Source organism: Fulvivirga ulvae, assembly GCF_021389975.1.
In the GTDB taxonomy this organism is placed as follows: Bacteria; Bacteroidota; Bacteroidia; order Cytophagales; family Cyclobacteriaceae; genus Fulvivirga; species Fulvivirga ulvae.
This window is the reverse complement of the sequence record NZ_CP089981.1, coordinates 2,634,807-2,657,027: the sequence shown is the minus strand read 5'-3', so window position 1 is coordinate 2,657,027 and position 22,221 is coordinate 2,634,807. Positions and strand designations below refer to the sequence as shown.

Below are 22,221 nucleotides of genomic sequence, written 5' to 3'. Positions count from 1 at the left end.
CACAACGATTTAAACCCCTGTAATTATGATTGAAGAATTAACCACCAAAGCCTACAGCCCACCGGAAACCATGCACCTTAACGCAGGTTTTGAAGAGGCATACGCAGAGATCCTAACTCCGGAAGCATTGAAGTTTCTTTTCACTCTGCATGAAAAATTCAATGGACGCAGAAAGCTACTCTTACAAAAAAGGGTCGAGCGCCAAAAAGAAATCGACAATGGTGTCATGCCGGATTTTCTTGAATCAACCAAAGCCATCCGCGAAGGTGACTGGCAGGTTGCCAGACTTCCCAAAGACTTGCTGGATCGCCGTGTGGAAATCACCGGACCGGTGGAAAGGAAAATGATCATCAATGCGCTTAACTCAGGAGCAAAGGTATTCATGGCCGACTTTGAGGACAGCAATACGCCTTCATGGAAAAACAACATTGAAGGACAGATCAACCTTCGGGATGCAGTAAATCGTACTATTGAATACAAACACCCTAAAACGGGTAAAGCTTATACATTAAATAGCGAGGTGGCCACCTTGTTTGTAAGACCAAGGGGCTGGCACCTGGAAGACAAGCACATTACGATCAAAGGTGAGCCGATCAGCGGAAGCTTGATGGACTTTGGCTTGTACTTCTTTCACAATGCCAAAACCTTAATCAACAATGGCTCAGGTCCGTATTTCTATTTGCCAAAACTGGAAAGCCATTTGGAAGCCAGGTTGTGGAATGACGTTTTCGTTTATGCCCAGGATTATTTAGGCATCCCACAAAAAACCATTAAAGCCACTGTATTGATCGAAACGATACTGGCAAGCTTTGAGCTTCATGAAATCCTTTTTGAGTTGAAAGACCACTCTGCAGGACTCAATTGCGGAAGATGGGATTATATATTCTCATTCATTAAGAAATTTCGCAATAAAGCGGGTTTTGTTATGCCCGACCGCTCGCAGATCACCATGGGAGTGCCCTTTATGAAAGCCTATACACTTGCTGTAATCAAGGCCTGCCATAAACGATGCGTACATGCCATGGGTGGTATGGCTGCGCAAGTACCGATTAAGGAAGACCCGGAAGCCAATGAGGCCGCTCTTGACAAAGTACGAGCCGATAAAGTTAATGAAGTCAGAAATGGTCATGATGGCACATGGGTAGCACACCCGGGACTTGTTAAAGTGGCTGAAAACGCTTTCAACGAATATATGCCCACACTGAACCAGATACATGTAAAGCGCAATGATGTGATAATCACCGCTGAGCAGTTGCTGGAAGTGCCCAAGGGTACCATAACAGAAAATGGACTGAGGACTAATATTAATGTTGGCATCCTCTACATCGAAAGCTGGCTGAGGGGCAATGGCGCAGCAGCGCTCTACCACCTGATGGAAGATGCCGCTACGGCAGAGATCTCTCGCACCCAGATATGGCAATGGCTTAAAAACGGCGCCACACTGGATGATGGAAGGGTGATTACAGAAGACCTGTACGAGCAATTGAAAGCAGAAGAGCTTGAAAAGATCAAAGCCTACGTTGGCGAGGAAAACTATAAAAACGGAAGATTTGACCAGGCAATATCCATTTTTGACAAACTCGTAAAATCGGATGATTTCAAAGAATTTTTAACAATACCAGCATATCAATTAATCGACTAAACCCCTAAATTTTTAATGTTATGAATAACGCAGATCAAATAGAGAACCTATACAGCGACTGGATGTCGAACCCAAGATGGAAAGGTGTAACAAGGCCCTACATTCCTGAAGATGTATTGCGCTTAAGAGGTTCAGTAAATATAGAATATACGTTGGCGAGGCTGGGAGCAGAGAAGCTCTGGAAAAGGCTTACTACCCAGCCTTTTACCGCCGGTCTTGGAGCGCTGACGGGCAACCAGGCTGTACAGGAAGTTGCTGCCGGTCTTGAAGCCATTTACCTGAGCGGCTGGCAAGTGGCGGCTGATGCCAACCTGGCCGGTCAGATGTACCCGGATCAATCCCTTTACCCGGCGGATTCCGTGCCCAACGTGGTAAAAAGGATCAACAATGCCCTGATGAGGAGAGACCAGATCCAAAGCGTAACCGGCGAATCCGATATAGACTGGATGGTACCGATCATTGCAGATGCTGAGGCTGGTTTTGGAGGCAACCTCAATGCCTTTGAACTGATGAAAGCCATGATTGAAGCTGGTGCAGCAGGTGTTCACTTTGAAGATCAGCTTTCCTCAGCAAAAAAATGCGGACACCTTGGCGGTAAAGTACTGGTTCCTACTCAGGAAGCGATCAATAAACTGGTTGCCGCACGTTTGGCTGCCGATGTGATGGGTACACCTACATTACTCATAGCCCGAACCGATGCAGAGGCGGCCAATCTGATCACCTCTGATGTAGACGGCAGAGATCACAAGTTCCTGACCGGACAGAAAACCTCCGAAGGGTTCTTCCATGTTAAGAACGGACTGGAGCAAGGCATTGACCGCGCGTTGAGCTATGCACCTTATGCTGACCTGCTTTGGATGGAAACTTCCAATCCTGATCTGGGCATGGCAAGCGAATTTGCACAAGGCGTGAAGGAGAAGTACCCTGATCAAATGCTGGCTTATAACTGCTCTCCTTCATTTAACTGGGCAGCCAAACTAAGCGTGAAAGAGATGGAATCGTTCAGGGAAAACCTTGCAGAAATGGGTTATAAATTCCAGTTCATTACTCTGGCAGGTTTCCATGCCCTGAATACAGCGATGTTTGAGCTATCCAAGGCATACAAAGAAAGAGGTATGGCCGGTTACTCCGAGCTGCAGGAAAGAGAGTTTGCATTGCAACAGCACGGTTTCAATGCTGTAAAACACCAGGCCTTTGTTGGTACTCAGTATTTTGATACTGTTCAGAATATTGTGCAACAAGGCAACTCTTCCACCACTGCCATGAAAGGCAGCACCGAAGAGGACCAGTTTGAAACTGCAAAAAAAGCAAGTTAATACGTTAATAACCACAACCTAAACACAAAACCGCCTGACCGGGATACGGTCAGACGGTTTTTTCTACTCTCTGGTAGCCGTCTGGCCTTTTGGTCAGGCGGTTTTTAATTGGAATATATCTTACACGGCTTCCTTAGCAGCTCCTTCAATAATTTCCTCTACTACATCAGGATTAAGCAGTGTTGAAGTATCACCCATATTGCCTGTGTCACCCGTGGCAATTTTTCTTAATATTCTACGCATGATCTTACCGGATCGTGTTTTTGGTAATCCGGATACAATCTGAATCCTGTCCGGCTTGGCAATAGGGCCGATGATTTTGTTTACCGTTTCCCTTATTTCGTTTTTCAGATTTTCTTCCGACCTGCCTTCCATATCGCAGATCACATAAGCGTAAATGCCCTGTCCTTTTATATCATGAGGATAACCTACAACGGCCGATTCCACAACTTTAGGATGTTCATTAATAGCATTTTCAACTTCAGCCGTACCCATTCTGTGCCCTGAGACATTGATGACATCATCTACACGGCCCAGTATTCGGTAATAGCCATCTTCATCTCGTTTTACACCATCACCTGTAAAATAGTAGCCTTTGAAGCTGGAAAAATAAGTTTGCCTGCATCGCTCATGGTCTCCGTAAGTGGTCCGTAAAATAGACGGCCATGGGAATTTGATGCATAAGTTCCCTTCAACACTATTTCCTTTTAGCTCTTTGCCTTCATTATCGAGAATAGCCAGTTGCACCCCGGGAAGCGGCAAGGTAGCATACGAAGGTTTTGTTGGAGTAACTCCCGCAATGGGCGATACCATAATACCTCCGGTTTCTGTTTGCCACCAGGTATCTACTATCGGGCACCTGCCTTTACCAACGTGGTCGTGGTACCAGTGCCAGGCCTCTTCATTGATAGGCTCACCAACGGACCCGATCACTTTTAATGAATCCAGCTTGTAAGGTTCCAACGGCTCCGTTCCAAATACCTGTAATGCCCTGATGGCTGTTGGGGCCGTGTAAAACTGGTTTACCTGGTGCTTATCACAAATGGCCCAGAACCTTCCGGGATTAGGGTAAGTAGGCACCCCTTCAAACATCAAAGTAGTAGCCCCCGCCAATAGCGGCCCGTATACGATATAGGAGTGTCCTGTTATCCAGCCAATATCGGCAGTACACCAATAGACATCTCCTGAATTATATTGAAATACATTTTGAAAAGAATAAGTGGTGTACACCATATAGCCTCCACAGGTATGCACCACTCCTTTAGGTTTTCCGGTAGACCCCGAGGTATATAGGATGAACAGCATGTCTTCTGAGTCCATTACCTCCGCTTTATTCTCCTTTGACACGCCCTCAATGGCATCGCTCCACCAGATGTCCCGACCATCTTTCATGGTCACTTCCTGTCCGGTGCGCTTCAATACGATTACCTTTTCAATCGAACTCGTATTTTCAAGGGCTTCGTCCACTACGTTTTTGACCGCAATTTTCTTTTCTCCTCTAAAATTACCATCAGAGGTCAGCACCATTTTAGCTGCACAATCTTCGATACGATCGGCAAGCGACTTGGCCGAAAAGCCGGCGAATACGACTGAATGTACAGCACCTATTCTGGCACAGGCAAGCATGGCAACAGCAGCCTCAGGAACCATAGGCATGTAAATTATCACACGATCTCCCTTTTCAACGCCCTGCCCTTTCATGGCATTGGCAAACTGGCAGACCATTTCATAAAGTTCGCGATAGGTAATAGTTCTTACGGCCTCCTCCGGATCATTAGGCTCCCAGATTATGGCAGGCTTATCGCCCAGCAAGAACAGGTGTTTTTCAAGGAGGTTTTCGGTAATGTTAAGCTTGCCATTGACAAACCATTTCACATCTGGTTTTTCGAAGTTCCAGTCAACGACCTGGTCCCACTTTTTTATGCCAGTAAAAGGAATCTGCTATCCTGCCCCAGAAATTGTCAGGATCCTGAACACTCTTTTGGTATTCGTGGATGTAGCCACTAAGTGTCTGAATTTTGTTGCTCATAATTTACATGAATTCGGGTTTAAATAAATAGACCATTCCTTGTCGCTCCATACTAAGTTGCAAAAAATCATCTCATTTGAAAAATGATTTGGGCAGCTTAGCAGCTACATGTCTAAAAATTAACCCCGAATACTCCGGCGATCGGAGCAGGCACTAAAAGAAATACTCAGCAGAAACAGCCACTAGAGAACCTAGTATACCAACCCCCAGTTTCTTAGCATTAAAATGATGATCGACACTGCTTTCAAAAACAATAGTAGTGGAGATATGCAGGAAGTTACCGCTCACAATGGCAAAAAGGATGGTAAACGCTTCGTTGGAAAGCATGTTGTTCTCTACATAATAGTCGCCTATCAACAGACCCAGCGGCGATGCAAGGGAAAATAATACGAGGAATAATACAGCCAGGTTCCTCTTTTTCACCTGACACATCAGAATAGACATCAAGGCAAATGCAGCAGGCGCTTTATGAAGCAAAATTCCAAATAGCAATGAATTTGACTCATGATGCTCATGCAATGCACTCGGATGGGCCAGCAATGAACCTTCTAAAAATGCATGTACCGACAATCCGAAAAGCACTAAGATAGCTGAACTTGCCTTATGTTCATGTCCTTCATTATGCTTATGCACATGGCCGTGCTCTACGCCAGAGGTGAAGTACTCCAGCACTTGCTGAAGGAAAAAGCCTACAAGAATGAAAAGACCAATCTTTGTGGGATTTTCTGCCCTTGAGAATAGCTCAGGCAGGATATGGATGATGGTAACGGCAAACAAGTATGCCCCCGCAAACACCAAAACCAGTTTATATTTTTTATCCTTTATTCCCGGAATCAAAAATGTGGACAATCCGGCCAGTAAGGCTACAAAAAATAGGATCAGAAGATTAAAAAGCATGGGTATATTCAGATTCGGCAGCAAAGATATACAACAATGTTGCACTTACATGTCTCTGACAACTATTTTTTCACTACAAATATCATCCTTTCAGAGTGCTCAGGATCGTAGGCATTGAAGTGGTAGTCCCCAAAAATCTCTATGAGTTGCAAACTGGCTCTTTTGAAGTAGCTCAAAAACTCTACACGCCTGATGGCTTTTACTTTCTCCTGATAATGGTACTTATGACCGTTGTCTTCAAATCGAATATCCTTGAGGATATAACCATCTTCACTAAATTGCTTTGTTATCTGAAAGGTAATACCTTCAATCGTCTTTTCTTCTGAAGGTACCAGGTTATGAACCACTTTATACGGATTCAAAAAATCAATGAGCAGCTTCCCGTCAGGTTTCAGAGCATCGGCCGCAACCTGAATGGCCTGAGCATTCTCCTCATCTGAATCAAAATACCCGAAACTGGTAAACATATTCAGAACAAAGTCAAACTCATTTTCGGCAAAATCATGCCGCATGTCCTGAATAAAGAAATGCAGCCTGTCGTTTTCATACTGTCTGGCATGCTCAATGTTCTGCGCCGACAGATCTACCCCCACCACATCAAACCCTTTCTGATTGAGGTAAATGGAGTGTCGCCCTTTGCCACAGGCAAGATCGAGGAGCTTATGGTCTTTGGAGAAATGAAAGTATTCTACCAGATTGTCGATAAACTCCTTGGCTTCATCATGGTCTCTGTGTTTATATAAAATATGATAATACGGCGAATCAAACCACTGCCCAAACCATTCCTTTATTGCTGTCATTATTCCACTTCTTTTATGTGAGGCTTAATACCTGCCGTAGCATAAGCCTTTCTGTTGCCGGCAGCATCACTATATATTAAGTATCCGTCCAATTCAGGGTTAGCTTCCAGTATTTCAATTGCTTTTTCATGCCCGAGTACCATAAACGCCGTGGCCAGTGCATCGGCCGTCATACAATCCCCGGCAAAAACTGACGCACTCAGCAACGGGTGCCTGATTGGGAAACCAGTAAATGGACTGATAGTGTGAGAATATTTAACTCCATCAACCACATAATAATTAAAGTAATTACCCGAAGTTGCCATTGCCCGGTTTTCAATAGCTACCGTAGCGGTATAAAACTGGCTGATCTGATCAGAATCCGGATCGAGAACACCTATATTCCATAATTTTCCGGTTTGGAGATTTTTACCTTTGGCCACCACTTCCCCACCTATTTCCACAAGCATGTTTTCAATACCTTTGTCTTCAAGATAGTCGGCTACAATATCCACCCCATAGCCTTTTGCAGAAGCACTGAAGTCAAGTTGCACACGTGGATCTGTTTTCATCACCATCTCCCTGTCAAACTCTACCTTATCAAACCCCACAAACTGCATCAGCGAGTCTATATAAGCACTGTCATACTTCATTTGTTTGTCAGGCCCAAACCCCCACGCATTGACCAATGGCATCACGGTTGGATCAAAGGCTCCTCCGGTAAGATCATATACTTTTTTACTATTAACCAGCACCGGCTCAAAATAAGGACTGTCAAATTTAAAGGCCGTATCCCTGTTAAACTCTGATATTTCAGAATCGACTATATAAGTACTCAACGCTTTATTAAAGCTTTTTAATAAAGAATCTACCTGCTTGCTGAAATCCCTTTTCTGCTCATCAAAATAGGTGACGTTGTAGGTTATAGGCCCCATGGTTTTGCCAGAGAAATGAGCCATGGGCACCTGCTGAGACTGACGGTATTTCCAAACCAGAAACACAGCCGATACCAGCACCACTGAGTAAATAATATTTTTATAGCGAAGACTCATGTATACAAAATTTGGCGCTAAATTAATGAAATTGCCTAGGGTAATGTGTACTTTAGAGGCATTAATTGCGGATAATTTCTAAATTCAAAAAGTCAATTTGACTTATCGGAAAGTAATATATGCGAGAAGATTATTTAAGCGGAGACGGAGAAGGCTTAAGCCCGGCTGAAAAGGAGATAGAAAAAGCATTAAGGCCATTGAGCTTTAGTGACTTTACGGGCCAGAGCAAAGTGGTGGAGAATATTAAAATATTTGTGAGGGCGGCTCAGAAAAGAGGGGAATCACTCGACCATGTTTTACTACATGGCCCTCCGGGACTGGGAAAAACTACTCTTTCGCATATTATAGCAAACGAACTGGAAACAAATATCAAGATCACTTCCGGCCCTATTTTGGACAAACCCAGTGACCTGGCCGGATTACTTACTAACCTGGAAGATCATGATGTGCTTTTCATTGATGAGATCCACCGGCTAAACCCCATCGTGGAGGAATATTTGTATTCAGCCATGGAGGATTTTAAAATCGATATCATGCTGGATTCGGGACCAAGTGCCCGTACAGTACAAATATCCCTGGCTCCTTTTACCTTAATAGGCGCTACTACCCGTGCCGGATTATTGACCAGTCCGCTCAGGGCACGCTTTGGGATCAACGCCAGGCTGGAATATTATGACGCTGACCTGCTTGCCACTATTGTTCAGCGCTCATGTGATATATTGAAGTCTCCTATTACTACGGAAGCTGCCTACGAAATAGCACGCAGGAGCCGGGGCACCCCCAGGATAGCCAACAACCTTTTAAGAAGGACCCGTGACTTTGCTCAAATCAAAGGCGACGGCACTATCACCATGGAAATAGCGCAGATGGCATTAAAAGCCCTTGATGTAGATGAGCATGGCCTGGACGAAATGGACAATCGCATTCTGTCTACGATCATAGAAAAATTCAAAGGTGGCCCGGTAGGCTTGTCAACCATTGCTACGGCTTGTGGGGATGAGGCAGAGACTATTGAAGAAGTTTACGAACCTTTTTTGATCCAGGAGGGATATATCAAAAGGACATCAAGAGGACGTGAGGCAACAGAGCTGGCTTATAAGCATCTCAAAATAGTACCTCCAGGGAGAGCCCGAGGCCTTTTTGATTAACACATGGTCATTTTCGCTGATTTTAGTCTCACCGGAACGGTACAGGCCTAGTCTGTGTTATGCTGCCAACTGAATCAAAATTCAGCATGTAGCCATACAATAATGAATACTTCAAAAAATACTGCACTAATAAAAAATAAAGCTCGAGAACTGGGCTTTATGTATTGCGGTATAGCCAAAGCTCAGTTTTTAGAAGAGGAAGCCCCACGGCTGGAGAAATGGCTCAACCAGGGCATGCATGGCAAAATGGGCTATTTGGAAAACCACTTCGAGATGCGGTTAGACCCCACAAAATTGGTTCCCGGTGCAAAGTCTGTAGTAACTCTCCTCTACAACTACTATCCGCAGCAGGATCTCGCTAAAGATGGTTCTTACAAAATCGCCAAGTATGCGTATGGCAAAGATTATCACTTCGTGATCAAAGATAAGTTAAAGGATTTCATGTCTGCCATACATGAAGAAATCGGTGAGGTTGATGGGCGTGTGTTTGTGGACTCAGCCCCTGTAATGGAGCGTACCTGGGCACAACGGGCGGGAGCAGGCTGGATCGGTAAAAACAGCCTTTTACTTAACAAGCAAAGTGGTAGTTTCTTTTTCCTTGCAGAACTGATTCTGGATTTGGAATTGGACCACGATGGGCCGGTTAAAGATTATTGTGGCACCTGCACGGCCTGTATGGACAACTGCCCTACGGATGCCATTCCTGAACCTTACGTGGTAGATGGGAGCAAATGTATATCTTACCTGACAATAGAGCTCAAAGAGTCAATACCGGATGAGTTTAAAGGAAAGTTTGAGAACTGGGCATTTGGCTGTGACATCTGCCAGGATGTATGCCCCTGGAACCGGTTTTCAAAGCCTCATCATGAGCCGGCTTTTGAACCGCACGAGCAATTGATATCGATGAATAAAAAGGATTGGGAAGACCTGACACATGAGGTTTTCAGCGAAATATTCAGAAAGTCAGCAGTAAAAAGAACCAAGTTTGAAGGATTGAAAAGGAACATTTCTTTTGCCAAAAATTCGGAGCGCTCCAGTGATTGAGTTTAAAAGTTCGGATCAACGCAAAAGTAGTTTAAAAACCAACAAAAAACCCCGGCAGGGCCGGGGCGTAATCGGGGTATATGAAATGTTTAAGTTTAAACCGTTACGAAACATCTCTGTAAGACCGTTTCATGCTTATCGTTAAACTGTGCGTAGCACCAGTTTTTTAATTCGCGAACCTCATCAGCTACTAATGTTTTAATAGCCTTTTTTAGTTCTTTTTCAAACAGCCTTGGATCAAAACTCACCTTGCTGAGGATAGTCTTTACGTATTCTAACATAAGCTATTTTAAATTTAAAATTTCGTGTAAAACAAGTTTATCACATTCTGCAACCATTAATATACAAATTAGTTACGGCTTTTAAAAGATTGCCATAAATTTGTACGTTAGAAAAGTAATAAGGTTCAACAAATTACTATGGGTTTGATATACAGAAGCTTACGATTTTCTCTGTTGATCCTGGTCACGGCTTTTGCCGGCCAATCGCTTCAGGCACAGGAAATAAGTATTACTTTAGGTCCGGATGAGATTGGAGAAAACCAGGCCTGGACAATCACAATTACTGCTTCCAACGAGAGACTGAAAAGCTACGGCGATTTTCCTGAAATTGAAGGATTCCGTATGCGTGGTACGTCATCATCATCCAGCACGCAGATCATCAACGGCCAGATCTCTTCGTCGCAGAGTGTGACTATGACTTATGCCCCAACAGGCCAGGGTACTTTTACCATAGATCCATTTCAGATCAAGATTAACGATAAAATGTACAGCTCTCCAGGCAAAAGTGTAAAAGTAGGCCCACCGGCAGAAAGGCAACAAAGGAATGATCCTTTCAGAAGCTTTTTTGATCATGACCCTGCAGACAGCTTTTTTGGCAGAGACGAAAAAACCGAGTTTGTAGACATTAAAGAAGACGCTTTTTTAGCGCTTACAACGGATAAACAGAGTGCATATGTTGGCGAGGGTGTCACCACTACGCTTTCTTTTTATGTGGCTGATAACAATCGCGCTCCTCTCCAGTTTCACGACCTGGGAAAACAGCTTTCGGATGTATTGAAAAAGATTCGGCCTGAGAATGCCTGGGAGGAGAATTTCAACATTGAGAATATTAACGGTGAGCCTATATCCATTAATGGCAAACGCTATACGCAATATAAGATTTATCAGGGGGTGTTCTATCCTCTGAATGCAGAGGATATCAGGTTCCCTTCTGTGGGTCTTGAAATGATTAAATATAAAGTAGCTAAAAACCCGTCATTTTTTGGCCAGAACCGTAAAGAAGATTTTAAGACTTTCTATAGCAAGCCCAAAACTGTGCGGGTAAAAGAGCTGCCTCCTCATCCCCTCAGGGAGCAGGTGGCTGTAGGCGATTACCTCCTCGATGAAAGAATAAGCTCCGGCGAGCTGGAGACAGGCCAGAGTTTCTCGTACCAATTCAATGTATATGGAGAAGGTAATATTTCGGCTATCAATGAGCCAAAGGTAGATAGTGATGAAAACTTTGATTTCTATGATCCGAACATCAATCAAAACATTAACCGTCGAAATAATCACGTGACAGGCTCAAAGTCATTCAGCTATTTTGGCATTCCGAAAGAACCTGGACAGTATAATTTAAAGGATTATTTCAAGTGGATCTTCTTCAACCCCAAAACCCAAAAGTATGACACTTTGATGTCATCACAGAGAGTAACGGTTACTGGTGAAAGTAAAAAGAATGAATCTATCCAGTCCAATGACCTGGGGTCATTTTATGACAGAATAGAAGGGGGGAACAATCAATTAAAAAGTACCGACAGCTTTGAATGGATTAAAATCTTTGCCAACATTTTAATTTTAACTATGTTAGCGACCACAGCAATCATCATTTTTAAGAAATAAACCTACCAACACGGTAAAAAAATTGGGAAATTCTTACGGCACCTTATTTAAAATATCCACTTTCGGGGAATCTCATGGCAAGGCACTCGGGGTCATCATAGATGGCTGCCCTGCCGGATTGGATATTAACGAAGACTTCATTCAGCAGGAGCTGAACAGAAGGAAACCCGGACAATCCAAGATCACGACGCAAAGGAAGGAAGATGACACTTTCGAAATTCTCTCCGGTGTTTTTGAAGGGAAGGCAACAGGTACACCTATCTGTATTGTAATCCATAATAAGGACGCAAAAAGCAAAGATTACTCCCACATAGCTGATAAATACAGGCCATCGCACGCAGACTACACCTATGATGTGAAGTATGGTGTGAGAGATTATCGTGGAGGCGGCAGGAGCAGTGCCAGGGAAACTGCAGCGCGTGTAGCTGCCGGTGCCGTTGCCAAGATGATGCTGGAAAAACAAGGTATTAATATCTCGGCTTACGTTTCCCAGGTTGGGGACATCAAATGCCCGGATTATCCTTCATTGGACCTCAGCCAAACCGAAAGCAATATAGTCCGTTGCCCTCATGCTGAGACAGCCGATCAGATGATCAGCCTGATCGACGAGATCAGGAAAAGCCAGGATACTATTGGCGGCATTGTCACCTGTGTAATTAAAAACACTCCGGCAGGACTTGGTGAGCCTGTTTTTGACAGGCTCCATGCCGAATTGGGCAAAGCTATGCTCAGCATAAATGCCGTAAAGGGTTTTGAGTATGGCAGCGGGTTTGAAGGTGTGAAAATGCGTGGCTCGGAGCATAATGACGCATTTTATAAAGAGGGCGACAAAACAAAAACCAGAACTAACTATTCCGGAGGTATTCAGGGTGGTATTTCCAATGGAGAAGACATATATTTCAATGTAGCATTTAAGCCGGTGGCAACTATCATGCAGGATCAGGAGAGTATAAACGCTCAGGGTGAGGCTGTTACGGTTAGCGGCAAAGGCAGACACGACCCTTGCGTAGTACCGAGAGCCGTACCTATAGTAGAAGCCATGGCCGCCCTGGTAATCGCTGATTTTTATTTGATAAACCAAACGGCTAAATTGCGCGACTAATTTTTAGCGACTTTTATGAAGAATTTACCCCTACACATAAAAATTATCATTGGTCTGGTGGCCGGTATTATCTGGGCTTTTATCTCCAGTTATCTGGGCTGGAATGAATTCACCATTAATTGGATAGACCCACTTGGCCAAATATTTATTAAGCTTCTTAAGTTTATAGCCGTTCCCTTGGTATTATTTTCCATCATCGGAGGTGTATCCAGCCTGAGCGATATGTCAAAGCTGGGAAGGCTGGGTGCGAAAACACTCAGTTTGTACCTGTTGACTACCGTTATAGCTGTTGGCATCGGCTTGGTACTGGTAAACCTCATTAAGCCAGGCACATTTACTGACGAAGCTCAAAGGGTAAAAAACAGGATATCTTATGAAAAATGGGTCCAGGACACGCCGGGTGTTCCCCAACCTAAAGATGGGAGGCATTTCCTTACAGATCCCCAGTACAGGCCTCTGGTCGAAGAAGTAACCAGTGCCAAAGAGCTCGAAAACATTGACGAAAAGAGTGCCGGTGTTGAAGATAAAATGGCTGCAGCTGAAAAAACCAAAGAGACCAGCCCTTTACAGTTTCTGGTAGATATCGTTCCGGACAATATAGTAGGCGCCATATCAGATAATGGAGCTATGTTACAGGTGATATTTTTTGCCATCTTTTTTGGTATAACTCTGGCACTCCTGCCGGGTGAAAAAGCCAAACCGGTAATTGACTTTGTTAATTCGGTAAATGAGGCTTTCCTGAAAATGGTCGACCTCATTATGAAGATTGCTCCATATTTCGTTTTTGCGCTTCTGGCAGGTGTAATTGCTAAAATGGCAGATACTCCAAGGGAGGTGTTCGAGATTTTTAAAGGTCTCGGGTCATACTCCGTTACTCTGGTTATTGGCCTCTTCTTTATGGTCTTTGTATTCTATCCGGTTATCATAACAATATTCATCAAAAAACTAAGCTACAGGGAGTTCTTTAAGAACATCAGCCCTGCTCAATTTCTCGCTTTCTCTACCAGTTCAAGTGCAGCCACTCTCCCTGTAACTATGGAATGCATAGAAGAAAACATGGGTGTATCTAAAAACATAAGCAGCTTTGTGCTCCCCATTGGCGCTACGGTAAACATGGATGGAACCAGCTTATACCAGGCAGTAGCAGTTATATTCATGGCACAATTGCATATGGTGGACCTTTCTCTTGGCCAGCAGTTGACCATTGTGCTTACGGCAACATTGGCATCCATTGGTTCTGCTGCGGTACCTAGCGCAGGGCTGGTAATGATGATCATTGTACTACAATCTGTTGGGTTAAACCCGGCATGGATTGCAATCATTTTCCCTGTAGACAGGATACTTGACATGTGCAGAACAGTGGTAAATGTTACCGGTGATGCCACAGTATCTACACTTATTGCGAAATCAGAAGGAGAGCTACCGAAATACAGTTGATATTGACTACAGAATGGAACCTTTATAAATAAGGTACGTTCTCCTAATTAAATATTGAAGTTATGGAAACAAAGAACATAGATAAGCGGGTTGTTAATCTTTACATGGAGTCTAATCCTAACCCGAATTCGTTAAAGTTTGTTGCAAATTTCATGCTTATGCCTGATGGTGTTAGTTATGATTTTCCTAATGAAGCATCAGCTTCAGAAGCGCCTCTTGCCAGTGAGCTTTTTAAGTATGACTTTGTGGATCGTGTATTTTACATGAGCAACTTTATAACGGTTACTAAAAAAGAGGAATTTGCGTGGGAAGAAATAAAAGACCAGATCAAACAACACATCCAGGCCTTTCTTGAGTCAGGAAAACCAATAATAAAAGACACTATACAGGATGAGCTATTCGATGAGAATGATTCTGAGACAGTGAAAAAAATTAAAGGCATATTAGATGAGTATATCAGGCCCGCTGTAGAGCAGGATGGTGGTGCGATATCATTCCACTCGTATCATGAGGGAGTTGTGAAGGTATTGCTGCAAGGTTCATGCAGTGGTTGCCCATCGTCAACAGTCACGTTAAAGGCAGGAATCGAAAATCTTTTAAAAAGAATGCTTCCAGAGGTAACATCAGTGGAAGCTGAAGGAATATAGCGAATTAATTTTCCCATGACAGGAGGCTATTTCAATAAAATATGAAATAGCCTTCTTTTTTATCCCTCTGTTGACTTTCTGATTGCTAAGGTTTTATATAATCCGTCATAAAAAACAAAAGCGTTTTGCTTTAAAATTAATCCTCTGAGTAAAGAACTACCGCCTATCACAAATTGTAATTATCTACAAGTCTGACTATATTACACGGCAAAAAAATTATTAGATTACAGTCTATTTTTTAAACGTAAAGCGCAAAAATGGAAGGAACTGAGAAGATCTCCGCAGAACAACTGAAATCATTCCACAACAAAGTAAATGAAGAGGCCGATTCCATTATCAATTACTTCATGGTAGGCTATTTTTTATTTGGTCTTTTTTTATCCATATTTTATTCTACCTGGGCTTTTGGCCTCATCATGGGGGGAATATCACTCGGACTTTACTTTCTGGCCAAGTCTTTCCTTTCCGGAAGTTTAATATTCAGGCTGATTGTAAGTTTCCTTTTTTGGAATTTTGGCATGCAATTCATCATTCAGCTTCATGGAATGTACGAAATGCATTTCTTCTACTTCGTCTCCTTAACGGTATTGCTGTTCTATGAAGACTGGAGAGTATTGCTACCAGCGGTGATCTACGCCATTATGACCTTCCTTCTTCTTTTTTATCTGCAGCTGAGCGGTTCAGAATTTAATTTGTACTTTGAAAATGTTCCAGCTCTTAGTATTAAGCATGCAGTGCTACATATAGGGATTTTGTGTTTATATGCAGGTTTGTGTATGCTCTGGTCTAATTTACAAAGAAGGCAGACAAAGTACGCTGGTGTAAACTTTCTTCAGATGGAAGAACAGTTAAAATTAATGGATACCAATATCCACTTTGCAGACAGCATAAGCCAGGGAAACCTTAGTGCGAATTATGGAGCTGATAAGGCTGATCGCCTGGGGGAATCGCTGATGAACATGCGAGCCAGCCTGATAGAGGCATCCGAAAGAGAGGCTAAAGAGAAATTTGTGAATGTTGGCCTGGCCTCAATTGGTGAGATACTGAGAAACAATGCTGATAATCTGGATGTACTATGCGACAATGTTATTGAAAAGCTTGTGAACTATATGAAGGCCAATCAGGGAGGTATATTTATCCTCAACAAGGATGAAAACATGGACGAGACCTATCTGGAATTAATGGCCTGCAGAGCGTATGAAAGAAAGAAATACCTGGAGAAACGAATTGAGGTAGGCCAGGGACTTGTTGGGCAAGCTGCCATTGAGAAAGAAACCATTTACATGCTTGATATCCCCAAAGGGTACCTGAATATTACCTCCGGGCTGGGGCTTGCAACACCAAACAGCCTGCTGATCGTACCTTTAAAGTCTAATGAAGAGGTGGTCGGGGTTATAGAGATGGCTTCCTTTGAAAATTTCAGCGATACTGATATTGAGTTTCTTGAAAAAGTAGGCGAGAGCATAGCTTCAACAGTTATCAGTGCAAAAACCAACCAGACAACTAAAGAGTTACTGGAGCAGAGTAGGCAAATGACAGAAGAGATGCAGGCTCAGGAAGAGGAGATGCGTCAGAATATGGAGGAAATGCAGGCTACCCAGGAAGAAATGGCCCGTACGCAGAAAGAACTCTCAGCGAAAGAAGCAAACCTCAATGCCCTGATCAACAATACGACTGATTCGATAATTACGATTGACAGGGGCTACCGAATCGTGGTCATGAATGAAGTGCAGAAAGAAAGATATCGTGGAACACAATATGAAGGACTTCAGGAAGGAGCCAATGCTCTCGATATGTTGGGAAGTGTTCGTGACGAGTGGAAGGGATACTACGACAGAGCTATGTCAGGCGAAAGACTCGACTTTACCATTAAGAGTTCAGTGAAAGGAGAAGATGCCTGGAGGGAATATTTCATTAACCCTATTAAAGAAAAATCCGGCAACATCATTGGAGCATCTATCTTCTCGAGGGATGTAACGGACAAGAAGAGAATGGAAGTTGAGCTTAAGAAAAAAGGCTTTGTATTAGATGCCATGATCAATAGTACTACCAACACTTATTTTGCAGTAGACGCCCAATATAAAGTCATACTCGCAAATAAAGTTTTACGCGAACGCTTCAAAGAGCAGGGCATTGTATTAAATCCTGGAGATAATATACTTGACAAGATGCAGGGTGAGGCCAGAAAAAAATGGAAAGAGCGATATGACAGGGCCCTGAAAGGTGAAACCTTTAACATTGAAGAAACAAGGGAATTAAAAGACAGAACCTTATTTATAAGTGTACACTGCGACCCTATTCGAGATGGGGATGGTGAGATTATTGGTGTTTCTGTAGTATCGCGCGATATTACTGATCAGAAAGAAGCAATGGACAAGGTAGAGGAACTTTCCGCAGAAATAGCTAAGCTGAAGCGGTAGAGATAGTAAGGATCTTTATTTTTTGTTCAAGATATTCTCTTTCAATATTATTCTTTGTTAGTGTCTTTGCTCTTGTATAATCTATTATTACATTGTGAGGTTGACTATCTTTCTCATATAAAAAGGCCCTGATAGAATAAAACAAATAGGATTCTTTTAGTGGTGCTTTCAGGTCGAGCCTCTCAAGTTCAGCCAGTGCTACTGAAGGACCATTGGCATAACAGCTGGCCACAATACGATTTAACGATGCTATAGCGTTGGGCCTGAGGATAAGTAGTGTATCATAAAGTTTGAGGATCTCGACCCAGTTAGTTTCTTCAAAAGAGTTGGCAAATGAATGGCAGGCAGCTATGCTGGCCTGTAGATGGTATTCACTTATACTGCCTGATTTCGTTGAAAGCGATAAATGATAATTTCCTATGGCAATTAGCTCGTGGTTCCACTTCTTTCTATCCTGGCTTTCAAGTGTTAGCATTCTCCCGTCGGCATCAATCCGACAATTGAATCTGGAGGCCTGAAAACACATAAGTGCCATAAGCGCATTAGCTTCCGGTTTGTCAAACTTAGGATTATCAGTAATGGTTTTGTTTAATCGAATAGCCTCCAGGCAGAGGTCTTTGCGTATGAGCTCTTCATTTGAAATGGAATTATAACCTTCGTTAAATAACAAATAAATAATCTTCAAAACATTATTTAGCCGTTTATCAAGCTCCGAATCTGGCACTTCCAACACAATATCATTTTTCTTGAAATTACTCTTTGCCCTCGTATAAGCTTTAGCCACGGCATCTTCCGTTTTCATCAATGCCCTGGCTATCTCCGCCTTTCCAAAACCACCCAAGATCTTAAGCACTAAAATTATTTGACTCTCTGGCGAAATTGACGGATGACAGCAGGCAAACATCATTTTCAAAAGGTCATCATTAAACTGTGAATCCATTGATTGGAATTCAACCTCATAGTGTTCAGAAGTCCGCTCTTTAATGATTATTGTTTTGGAATCGAAGTTTGTTTTTCGTCGTAACTGATCAATAACTTTATTGCGTGCCACTCTTAGTATCCAGGCAGAAGGTTCTTTGGGAGTTCCTGTAAATGACCAGGTTTTCATAGCCTGTACAAGGGCATCCTGAACAGCATCTTCTATTACCTCCAGCCTTTCTTTTCCAAACGATTTAATGAGGAAAGACATGATCCTTCCCGACTCATGTCTAAAAAAATGGTCTACAACTTCTGCCGGTCTACTTGAAGGTATATGGTCTGTCATGTGTTGTAATTTAAGAAAAAATAAAAAAGAGGCACCTTCATCAAGTGCCTCTTCAGTATTAAAACTTTTTCAAAAAATTACATTGACATAATTTCCCTCACTTCGGTGGAGCCTTCATGTTCGAAAATCGGGCATTGCTTTGATATTTCAACTGCATGATCCAGGTCTTTGGCCTTTACTATAAGATAACCACCAACTACTTCTTTACCTTCGGTGAACGGGCCGTCTGTAATTACCTCACCTGCCTTTTCTACCACTTTGCCTTCCTGATTTAGTGGCAGACCGCCAACCAGTGTACCTTCATTTTTCAAATTCTCCATCCAGGTCATCCATTTCTGCATATGAGCCTGCCATGCTTCGGGAGATTCCTGTGCTCGACGAGCGTCTCCTCCTCTGAATAAATACATAAATTCTTTCATCTGTTATTAGTTTTAAAGTGTATAAATATTGGATTCATTTAGATTTACAAAGTGTTGGTTTTTTATCCATTGGACAATATTTTATCTACTCTACCCTGATTCGGAAAAGGAAGACCTTGCCCTGATTCGCAAAGTGCTTTCAGACTTCTGAGAAACATAGCCTAATCAAAGCTACATTGTGAAAACATCCTAAGTGTTTAATATCAGGCATATTATTCTAATTTAATGGGTCATTTCAGTAATGACGATCAGCCTGAAAGGAAAAGGACATTAGAAGAGAAAAAAATTAGATTTTATTTTAAGAGGTTCCGGATCTTTTCATGATCAAGCATATGGGTAAATGCAGTATCTCTTTTTATAATTTGCAAAGGAATACCATTGCGATACTTTTTTACTGCTTCGAGGTGTTTTACGACCCTCTCAATATCTCCGGTTTGAGCAAAAAGTTTGGCCAGGCTCCAATGCCCCCAGGTACTTTCAGGCTCTACATAAAGCCATATTTCATTTAAAATGATAGCCAGTTCATAATCTTGCCTGGCAGCATATGTAAAACTGGTCTCAGCACTTCTGGCCCATATCATATTGAGTATACGAAGCGCCATGTTACTTTTGTATATATCCTTCTTTTGCGATAACCGCTTAAACCCGTCTATTTCGTTTTTCCACCAATCCATATTTTTCAAAGTAGAGTCGTTACCTGTTTTAAAGCGGGTGAAGATAAGTTCAGTAAATGCCTCACCTATTACAAACCTGTATTCCATCTCCAGATCACTTGTTTTTTCGCTGTTTCGCTGCTGCTTTTTATAATCTTTATTCTCTTCAATAGATAAAATAAGCTGATTTACCTCCATTAAATCAAAATGGCCTCTGAAATTTTCTTCCAAGCTCCTGTAAACCCTAAGTGCCTCCACCATGTCATGGACCTGATAAATACTATCCGCACGGTTTTTGACCAAATGAAATGCCTTTTTTATAGAAAAGAACGGACTTGTTTTCATTTTCTTTTTATAGGCCTGAAATTCAAGCCAGTACAACGATTCTTTTAAAAATGAGGCTGGTGGCCATTGATGCCCGTTAGGAAAGGTAATGAGGTTATTGGTTATTCCTTTTTCATTCAGGTCATCAGCTACTTTCAAATGCTCCTGATAATTCATGTCCTGATTCCCTACGAGAGCGCAGTAAACAAACTTACTTTTTGCAGAAGGTTGATATTGGGATACATTTGGATAACCTGCTCCACAAGCTATTACACCTGCTATTCTGCCTGTAATAACTGCTACTGAGGTGGCTATTCTGGAACCTCCGGAAAACCCTGACACATAAACACGCTCCGGATCGATTGAAAACTTATTAAATACATCTAAAAACATGGCGTCGGCAGCATCAAAAGCAACTTCCCAGGAGCCATTGCGGGAATTATTTGAGCCTACCAGAATGTACCCTAACTCTTCTGCTCCAGGCTTAAATTTACTTACAGGAAGTTCACCTCTGGCAGCTGGTTCAAAAATAATGATTACAGGCCATTGGTGCTGAGGATCGTAATAGGAAGGTAGGTATAATGAATAAGTTTGAGTACTGTCATGAGCACACCAAACCGTATCTGTCACCTGCCCTTTCGGATAGCCCTGGGCATAGGTGTTAACCACCTTCAGCTGCAGAATGATGATAATGAAAATACAAAGTAAAAAGAGTTGACTGGAAATGACACGTTCCATAATTATAAAAAAGGGATTGCCATACGACCGGCAACCCCTTTTATTAGGTCAAATTACTCATCCCACCATACAGGTGTCTGTAAATTGGGTGTTTTTATAGGAAGGTTTGACAGATTCAGCAATCTTTCTTCCTGAGGGTATGGCAGCCTTCTGGGTATTTCTCCATTAGTATTAAAGGCATTGGTACCTCCTGCTACAAATTCCAATGCAGGGTAACCTGTTCTTCGGTAATCATTCCAGACTACAATGCTCTGAGAGTATGTAGCAATATACTTCTCATCAATCAGTACCTCCAGCTTATCTGCTGCCACAGTCCACCTCGCATCAAGATCTGCCTGATAAGCTACAGGTGTACCCGAGCCGGTAATTTTATTAAAAGATGCATTAACAGCTTCGTCTAATGCTGCTTTGGCAGCAGCCTCGTCGGGGGCAGCTTTCATTAAGTGCGATTCGCCTTCAATGAATTTCACTTCAACATAGCTCATAAGCACCACTGGCGCGGCGCTTACCGTATAGTAACCGTTAGCTCCCTCACCAAGCTCAAAAATATCATTAATGAACAAAGCCTCCCGGGTATCATCGTCTGAAAACGCGTTAATGAAGTATTCTCCCATCTTGATATTTCCCGCGCGACTCTGACTAAACTGATACTGAGGGTTGGTTTCATTGGCACCTGAGCCAAAGTACATCTCAAAATCTTCACTATTCGATGAAATCACATCAGGAAGCATAGCCAGAGCATCATCATAAGCTCCAGCATCTCTTTTAGCCATTTGGAAAGTATATCTCATCTTTAATGAATGCGCAGCAGCAATCCACAAGTCAAGATCGCCTCCGAAAATCTGGTCATCAGAACCGGGGCTACCACCGGCGCTTTCTGCAGCGCTAAGTTTTGCAATGGCATCGTCCAGTAAACCCGGAATGATAGTGGTATAAAGCTGCTCCTGGGTATCGTAGGTAGGTGTAAAGTTCCCTTCGTCTCCTCCAAAGGCACTGGTATATGGTATATCCCCAAATGCATCGGTAAACGTACCTATTCCGGCCGCCATCAGAACTTTTGCAACACCCTCATAATGAGGCGCATTCTGCTCCTGAGACTTTTTAATAATTACATTTATGGTGTTCAGAGAATTATGATACATTCTCTGCCAAACACCATCCATATCTGCGTCTCTGATCAGATACTTGTAATTATCAAGCTGCTGGGCATTTATTCCCTCAAACTGCTGTGTAAGCAGCCCACTTATCCTTACCATCTCCCCACCTATGGCCCATGAAACTGCCGCTTCGCCTGAGGGCAATAGCGCAGACATAGCAACATCAGTAGGTACTGCCGGATCCACATTAGTATCTCCAAACTCGCAGGAGGTCACTGTTGCGAAGGCAAAACATATGATGAATAATTGTTTATATATCTTTTTCATAAT

17 protein-coding genes and 1 pseudogene are annotated in these 22,221 nt (G+C 42.7%); 9 read left to right on the top strand and 9 right to left on the bottom strand.

Annotated features, from left to right (window positions below; translation table 11 throughout):
• Positions 1–25 precede the first annotated feature (25 nt).
• Positions 26–1,642 carry a malate synthase A gene (aceB, locus tag LVD17_RS11035; RefSeq protein ID WP_233766762.1) on the top strand — a complete coding sequence of 539 codons (1,617 nt, stop codon included), beginning with the start codon at positions 26–28 and terminating at the stop codon, positions 1,640–1,642.
• A gap of 20 nt (positions 1,643–1,662) precedes the next feature.
• Entirely contained in the window at positions 1,663–2,958 is a 1,296-nt protein-coding gene (aceA, locus tag LVD17_RS11030) for an isocitrate lyase (protein ID WP_233766760.1), read from the top strand.
• A 120-nt stretch (positions 2,959–3,078) separates the two neighbouring features.
• Here the strand turns inward: aceA and acs are convergent.
• From acs to LVD17_RS11010, 4 genes and pseudogenes are all read right to left on the bottom strand, one after another.
• A pseudogene (gene acs, locus LVD17_RS11025) lies at positions 3,079–4,987 on the bottom strand (acetate--CoA ligase).
• Positions 4,988–5,140: 153 nt separating this feature from the next.
• Entirely contained in the window at positions 5,141–5,884 is a 744-nt protein-coding gene (locus tag LVD17_RS11020) for a ZIP family metal transporter (RefSeq protein ID WP_233766758.1), read from the bottom strand.
• Positions 5,885–5,946: 62 nt separating this feature from the next.
• Positions 5,947–6,684 (bottom strand): class I SAM-dependent methyltransferase, encoded by a 738-nt coding sequence (locus LVD17_RS11015; protein ID WP_233766756.1) that lies wholly within the window; start codon positions 6,682–6,684, stop codon positions 5,947–5,949.
• Entirely contained in the window at positions 6,684–7,715 is a 1,032-nt protein-coding gene (locus LVD17_RS11010; RefSeq protein WP_233766754.1) for an FAD:protein FMN transferase, read from the bottom strand. The genes LVD17_RS11015 and LVD17_RS11010 overlap by 1 nt, the downstream gene beginning before the upstream one ends.
• Positions 7,716–7,834: 119 nt before the next feature.
• Here LVD17_RS11010 and ruvB point away from each other — a divergent pair, with 119 nt between their 5' ends.
• Positions 7,835–8,863 carry a Holliday junction branch migration DNA helicase RuvB gene (gene ruvB, locus LVD17_RS11005; RefSeq protein ID WP_233766752.1) on the top strand — a complete coding sequence of 343 codons (1,029 nt, stop codon included), beginning with the start codon at positions 7,835–7,837 and terminating at the stop codon, positions 8,861–8,863.
• Between the two features lie 102 nt (positions 8,864–8,965).
• Positions 8,966–9,907 (top strand): tRNA epoxyqueuosine(34) reductase QueG, encoded by a 942-nt coding sequence (gene queG, locus LVD17_RS11000; protein WP_233766751.1) that lies wholly within the window; start codon positions 8,966–8,968, stop codon positions 9,905–9,907.
• Between the two features lie 95 nt (positions 9,908–10,002).
• Here the strand turns inward: queG and LVD17_RS10995 are convergent, their stop codons facing one another.
• The gene (locus LVD17_RS10995) at positions 10,003–10,188 is read right to left on the bottom strand and encodes a hypothetical protein (protein WP_233766750.1); all 186 of its coding nucleotides are present in this window, start codon (positions 10,186–10,188) and stop codon (positions 10,003–10,005) included.
• A gap of 138 nt (positions 10,189–10,326) precedes the next feature.
• Between LVD17_RS10995 and LVD17_RS10990 the strand changes: the two genes are divergently transcribed.
• The 5 genes from LVD17_RS10990 to LVD17_RS10970 all read left to right on the top strand — a co-directional run bounded on the left by LVD17_RS10990 (position 10,327) and on the right by LVD17_RS10970 (position 17,396).
• Positions 10,327–11,790: a BatD family protein gene (locus tag LVD17_RS10990; protein WP_233766748.1), complete on the top strand. Its 1,464-nt coding sequence runs from the start codon at positions 10,327–10,329 to the stop codon at positions 11,788–11,790.
• Between the two features lie 22 nt (positions 11,791–11,812).
• The gene (aroC, locus tag LVD17_RS10985) at positions 11,813–12,892 is read left to right on the top strand and encodes a chorismate synthase (protein ID WP_233766747.1); all 1,080 of its coding nucleotides are present in this window, start codon (positions 11,813–11,815) and stop codon (positions 12,890–12,892) included.
• A gap of 15 nt (positions 12,893–12,907) precedes the next feature.
• Positions 12,908–14,329: a dicarboxylate/amino acid:cation symporter gene (locus LVD17_RS10980; RefSeq protein WP_233766745.1), complete on the top strand. Its 1,422-nt coding sequence runs from the start codon at positions 12,908–12,910 to the stop codon at positions 14,327–14,329.
• A gap of 62 nt (positions 14,330–14,391) precedes the next feature.
• On the top strand, positions 14,392–14,976 hold the full coding sequence (locus tag LVD17_RS10975; RefSeq protein WP_233766744.1) for a NifU family protein: 585 nt from the start codon (positions 14,392–14,394) through the stop codon (positions 14,974–14,976).
• Between the two features lie 257 nt (positions 14,977–15,233).
• Positions 15,234–17,396, top strand: coding sequence for a PAS domain-containing protein (locus tag LVD17_RS10970; RefSeq protein WP_233766743.1), 2,163 nt, complete (start codon positions 15,234–15,236; stop codon positions 17,394–17,396).
• Here LVD17_RS10970 and LVD17_RS10965 read toward each other — a convergent pair.
• From LVD17_RS10965 to LVD17_RS10950, 4 genes are all read right to left on the bottom strand, one after another.
• Positions 17,380–18,660: an RNA polymerase sigma factor gene (locus LVD17_RS10965; protein WP_233766742.1), complete on the bottom strand. Its 1,281-nt coding sequence runs from the start codon at positions 18,658–18,660 to the stop codon at positions 17,380–17,382. The two genes, LVD17_RS10970 and LVD17_RS10965, sit on opposite strands and share 17 nt — an antisense overlap.
• 77 nt (positions 18,661–18,737) lie before the next feature.
• Positions 18,738–19,079: a YciI family protein gene (locus LVD17_RS10960; RefSeq protein WP_233766740.1), complete on the bottom strand. Its 342-nt coding sequence runs from the start codon at positions 19,077–19,079 to the stop codon at positions 18,738–18,740.
• A gap of 293 nt (positions 19,080–19,372) precedes the next feature.
• A complete protein-coding gene (locus LVD17_RS10955) occupies positions 19,373–20,794 on the bottom strand; it encodes an alpha/beta hydrolase family protein (protein WP_233766738.1) in 1,422 nt (473 codons plus the stop codon).
• Positions 20,795–20,847: 53 nt separating this feature from the next.
• Complete coding sequence (locus LVD17_RS10950) at positions 20,848–22,218, bottom strand: SusD/RagB family nutrient-binding outer membrane lipoprotein (protein ID WP_233766737.1); 1,371 nt, start codon at positions 22,216–22,218, stop codon at positions 20,848–20,850.
• Positions 22,219–22,221 lie beyond the last annotated feature (3 nt).

Coding starts and splice junctions, on each gene's coding strand:
- aceB (WP_233766762.1), top strand. CDS start 26: ATGATTGAAGAATTAACCACCAAAGCCTACAGCCCACCGGAAACCATG.
- aceA (WP_233766760.1), top strand. CDS start 1,663: ATGAATAACGCAGATCAAATAGAGAACCTATACAGCGACTGGATGTCG.
- LVD17_RS11020 (WP_233766758.1), bottom strand. CDS start 5,884: ATGCTTTTTAATCTTCTGATCCTATTTTTTGTAGCCTTACTGGCCGGA.
- LVD17_RS11015 (WP_233766756.1), bottom strand. CDS start 6,684: ATGACAGCAATAAAGGAATGGTTTGGGCAGTGGTTTGATTCGCCGTAT.
- LVD17_RS11010 (WP_233766754.1), bottom strand. CDS start 7,715: ATGAGTCTTCGCTATAAAAATATTATTTACTCAGTGGTGCTGGTATCG.
- ruvB (WP_233766752.1), top strand. CDS start 7,835: ATGCGAGAAGATTATTTAAGCGGAGACGGAGAAGGCTTAAGCCCGGCT.
- queG (WP_233766751.1), top strand. CDS start 8,966: ATGAATACTTCAAAAAATACTGCACTAATAAAAAATAAAGCTCGAGAA.
- LVD17_RS10995 (WP_233766750.1), bottom strand. CDS start 10,188: ATGTTAGAATACGTAAAGACTATCCTCAGCAAGGTGAGTTTTGATCCA.
- LVD17_RS10990 (WP_233766748.1), top strand. CDS start 10,327: ATGGGTTTGATATACAGAAGCTTACGATTTTCTCTGTTGATCCTGGTC.
- LVD17_RS10980 (WP_233766745.1), top strand. CDS start 12,908: ATGAAGAATTTACCCCTACACATAAAAATTATCATTGGTCTGGTGGCC.
- LVD17_RS10975 (WP_233766744.1), top strand. CDS start 14,392: ATGGAAACAAAGAACATAGATAAGCGGGTTGTTAATCTTTACATGGAG.
- LVD17_RS10970 (WP_233766743.1), top strand. CDS start 15,234: ATGGAAGGAACTGAGAAGATCTCCGCAGAACAACTGAAATCATTCCAC.
- LVD17_RS10965 (WP_233766742.1), bottom strand. CDS start 18,660: ATGACAGACCATATACCTTCAAGTAGACCGGCAGAAGTTGTAGACCAT.
- LVD17_RS10960 (WP_233766740.1), bottom strand. CDS start 19,079: ATGAAAGAATTTATGTATTTATTCAGAGGAGGAGACGCTCGTCGAGCA.
- LVD17_RS10955 (WP_233766738.1), bottom strand. CDS start 20,794: ATGGAACGTGTCATTTCCAGTCAACTCTTTTTACTTTGTATTTTCATT.
- LVD17_RS10950 (WP_233766737.1), bottom strand. CDS start 22,218: ATGAAAAAGATATATAAACAATTATTCATCATATGTTTTGCCTTCGCA.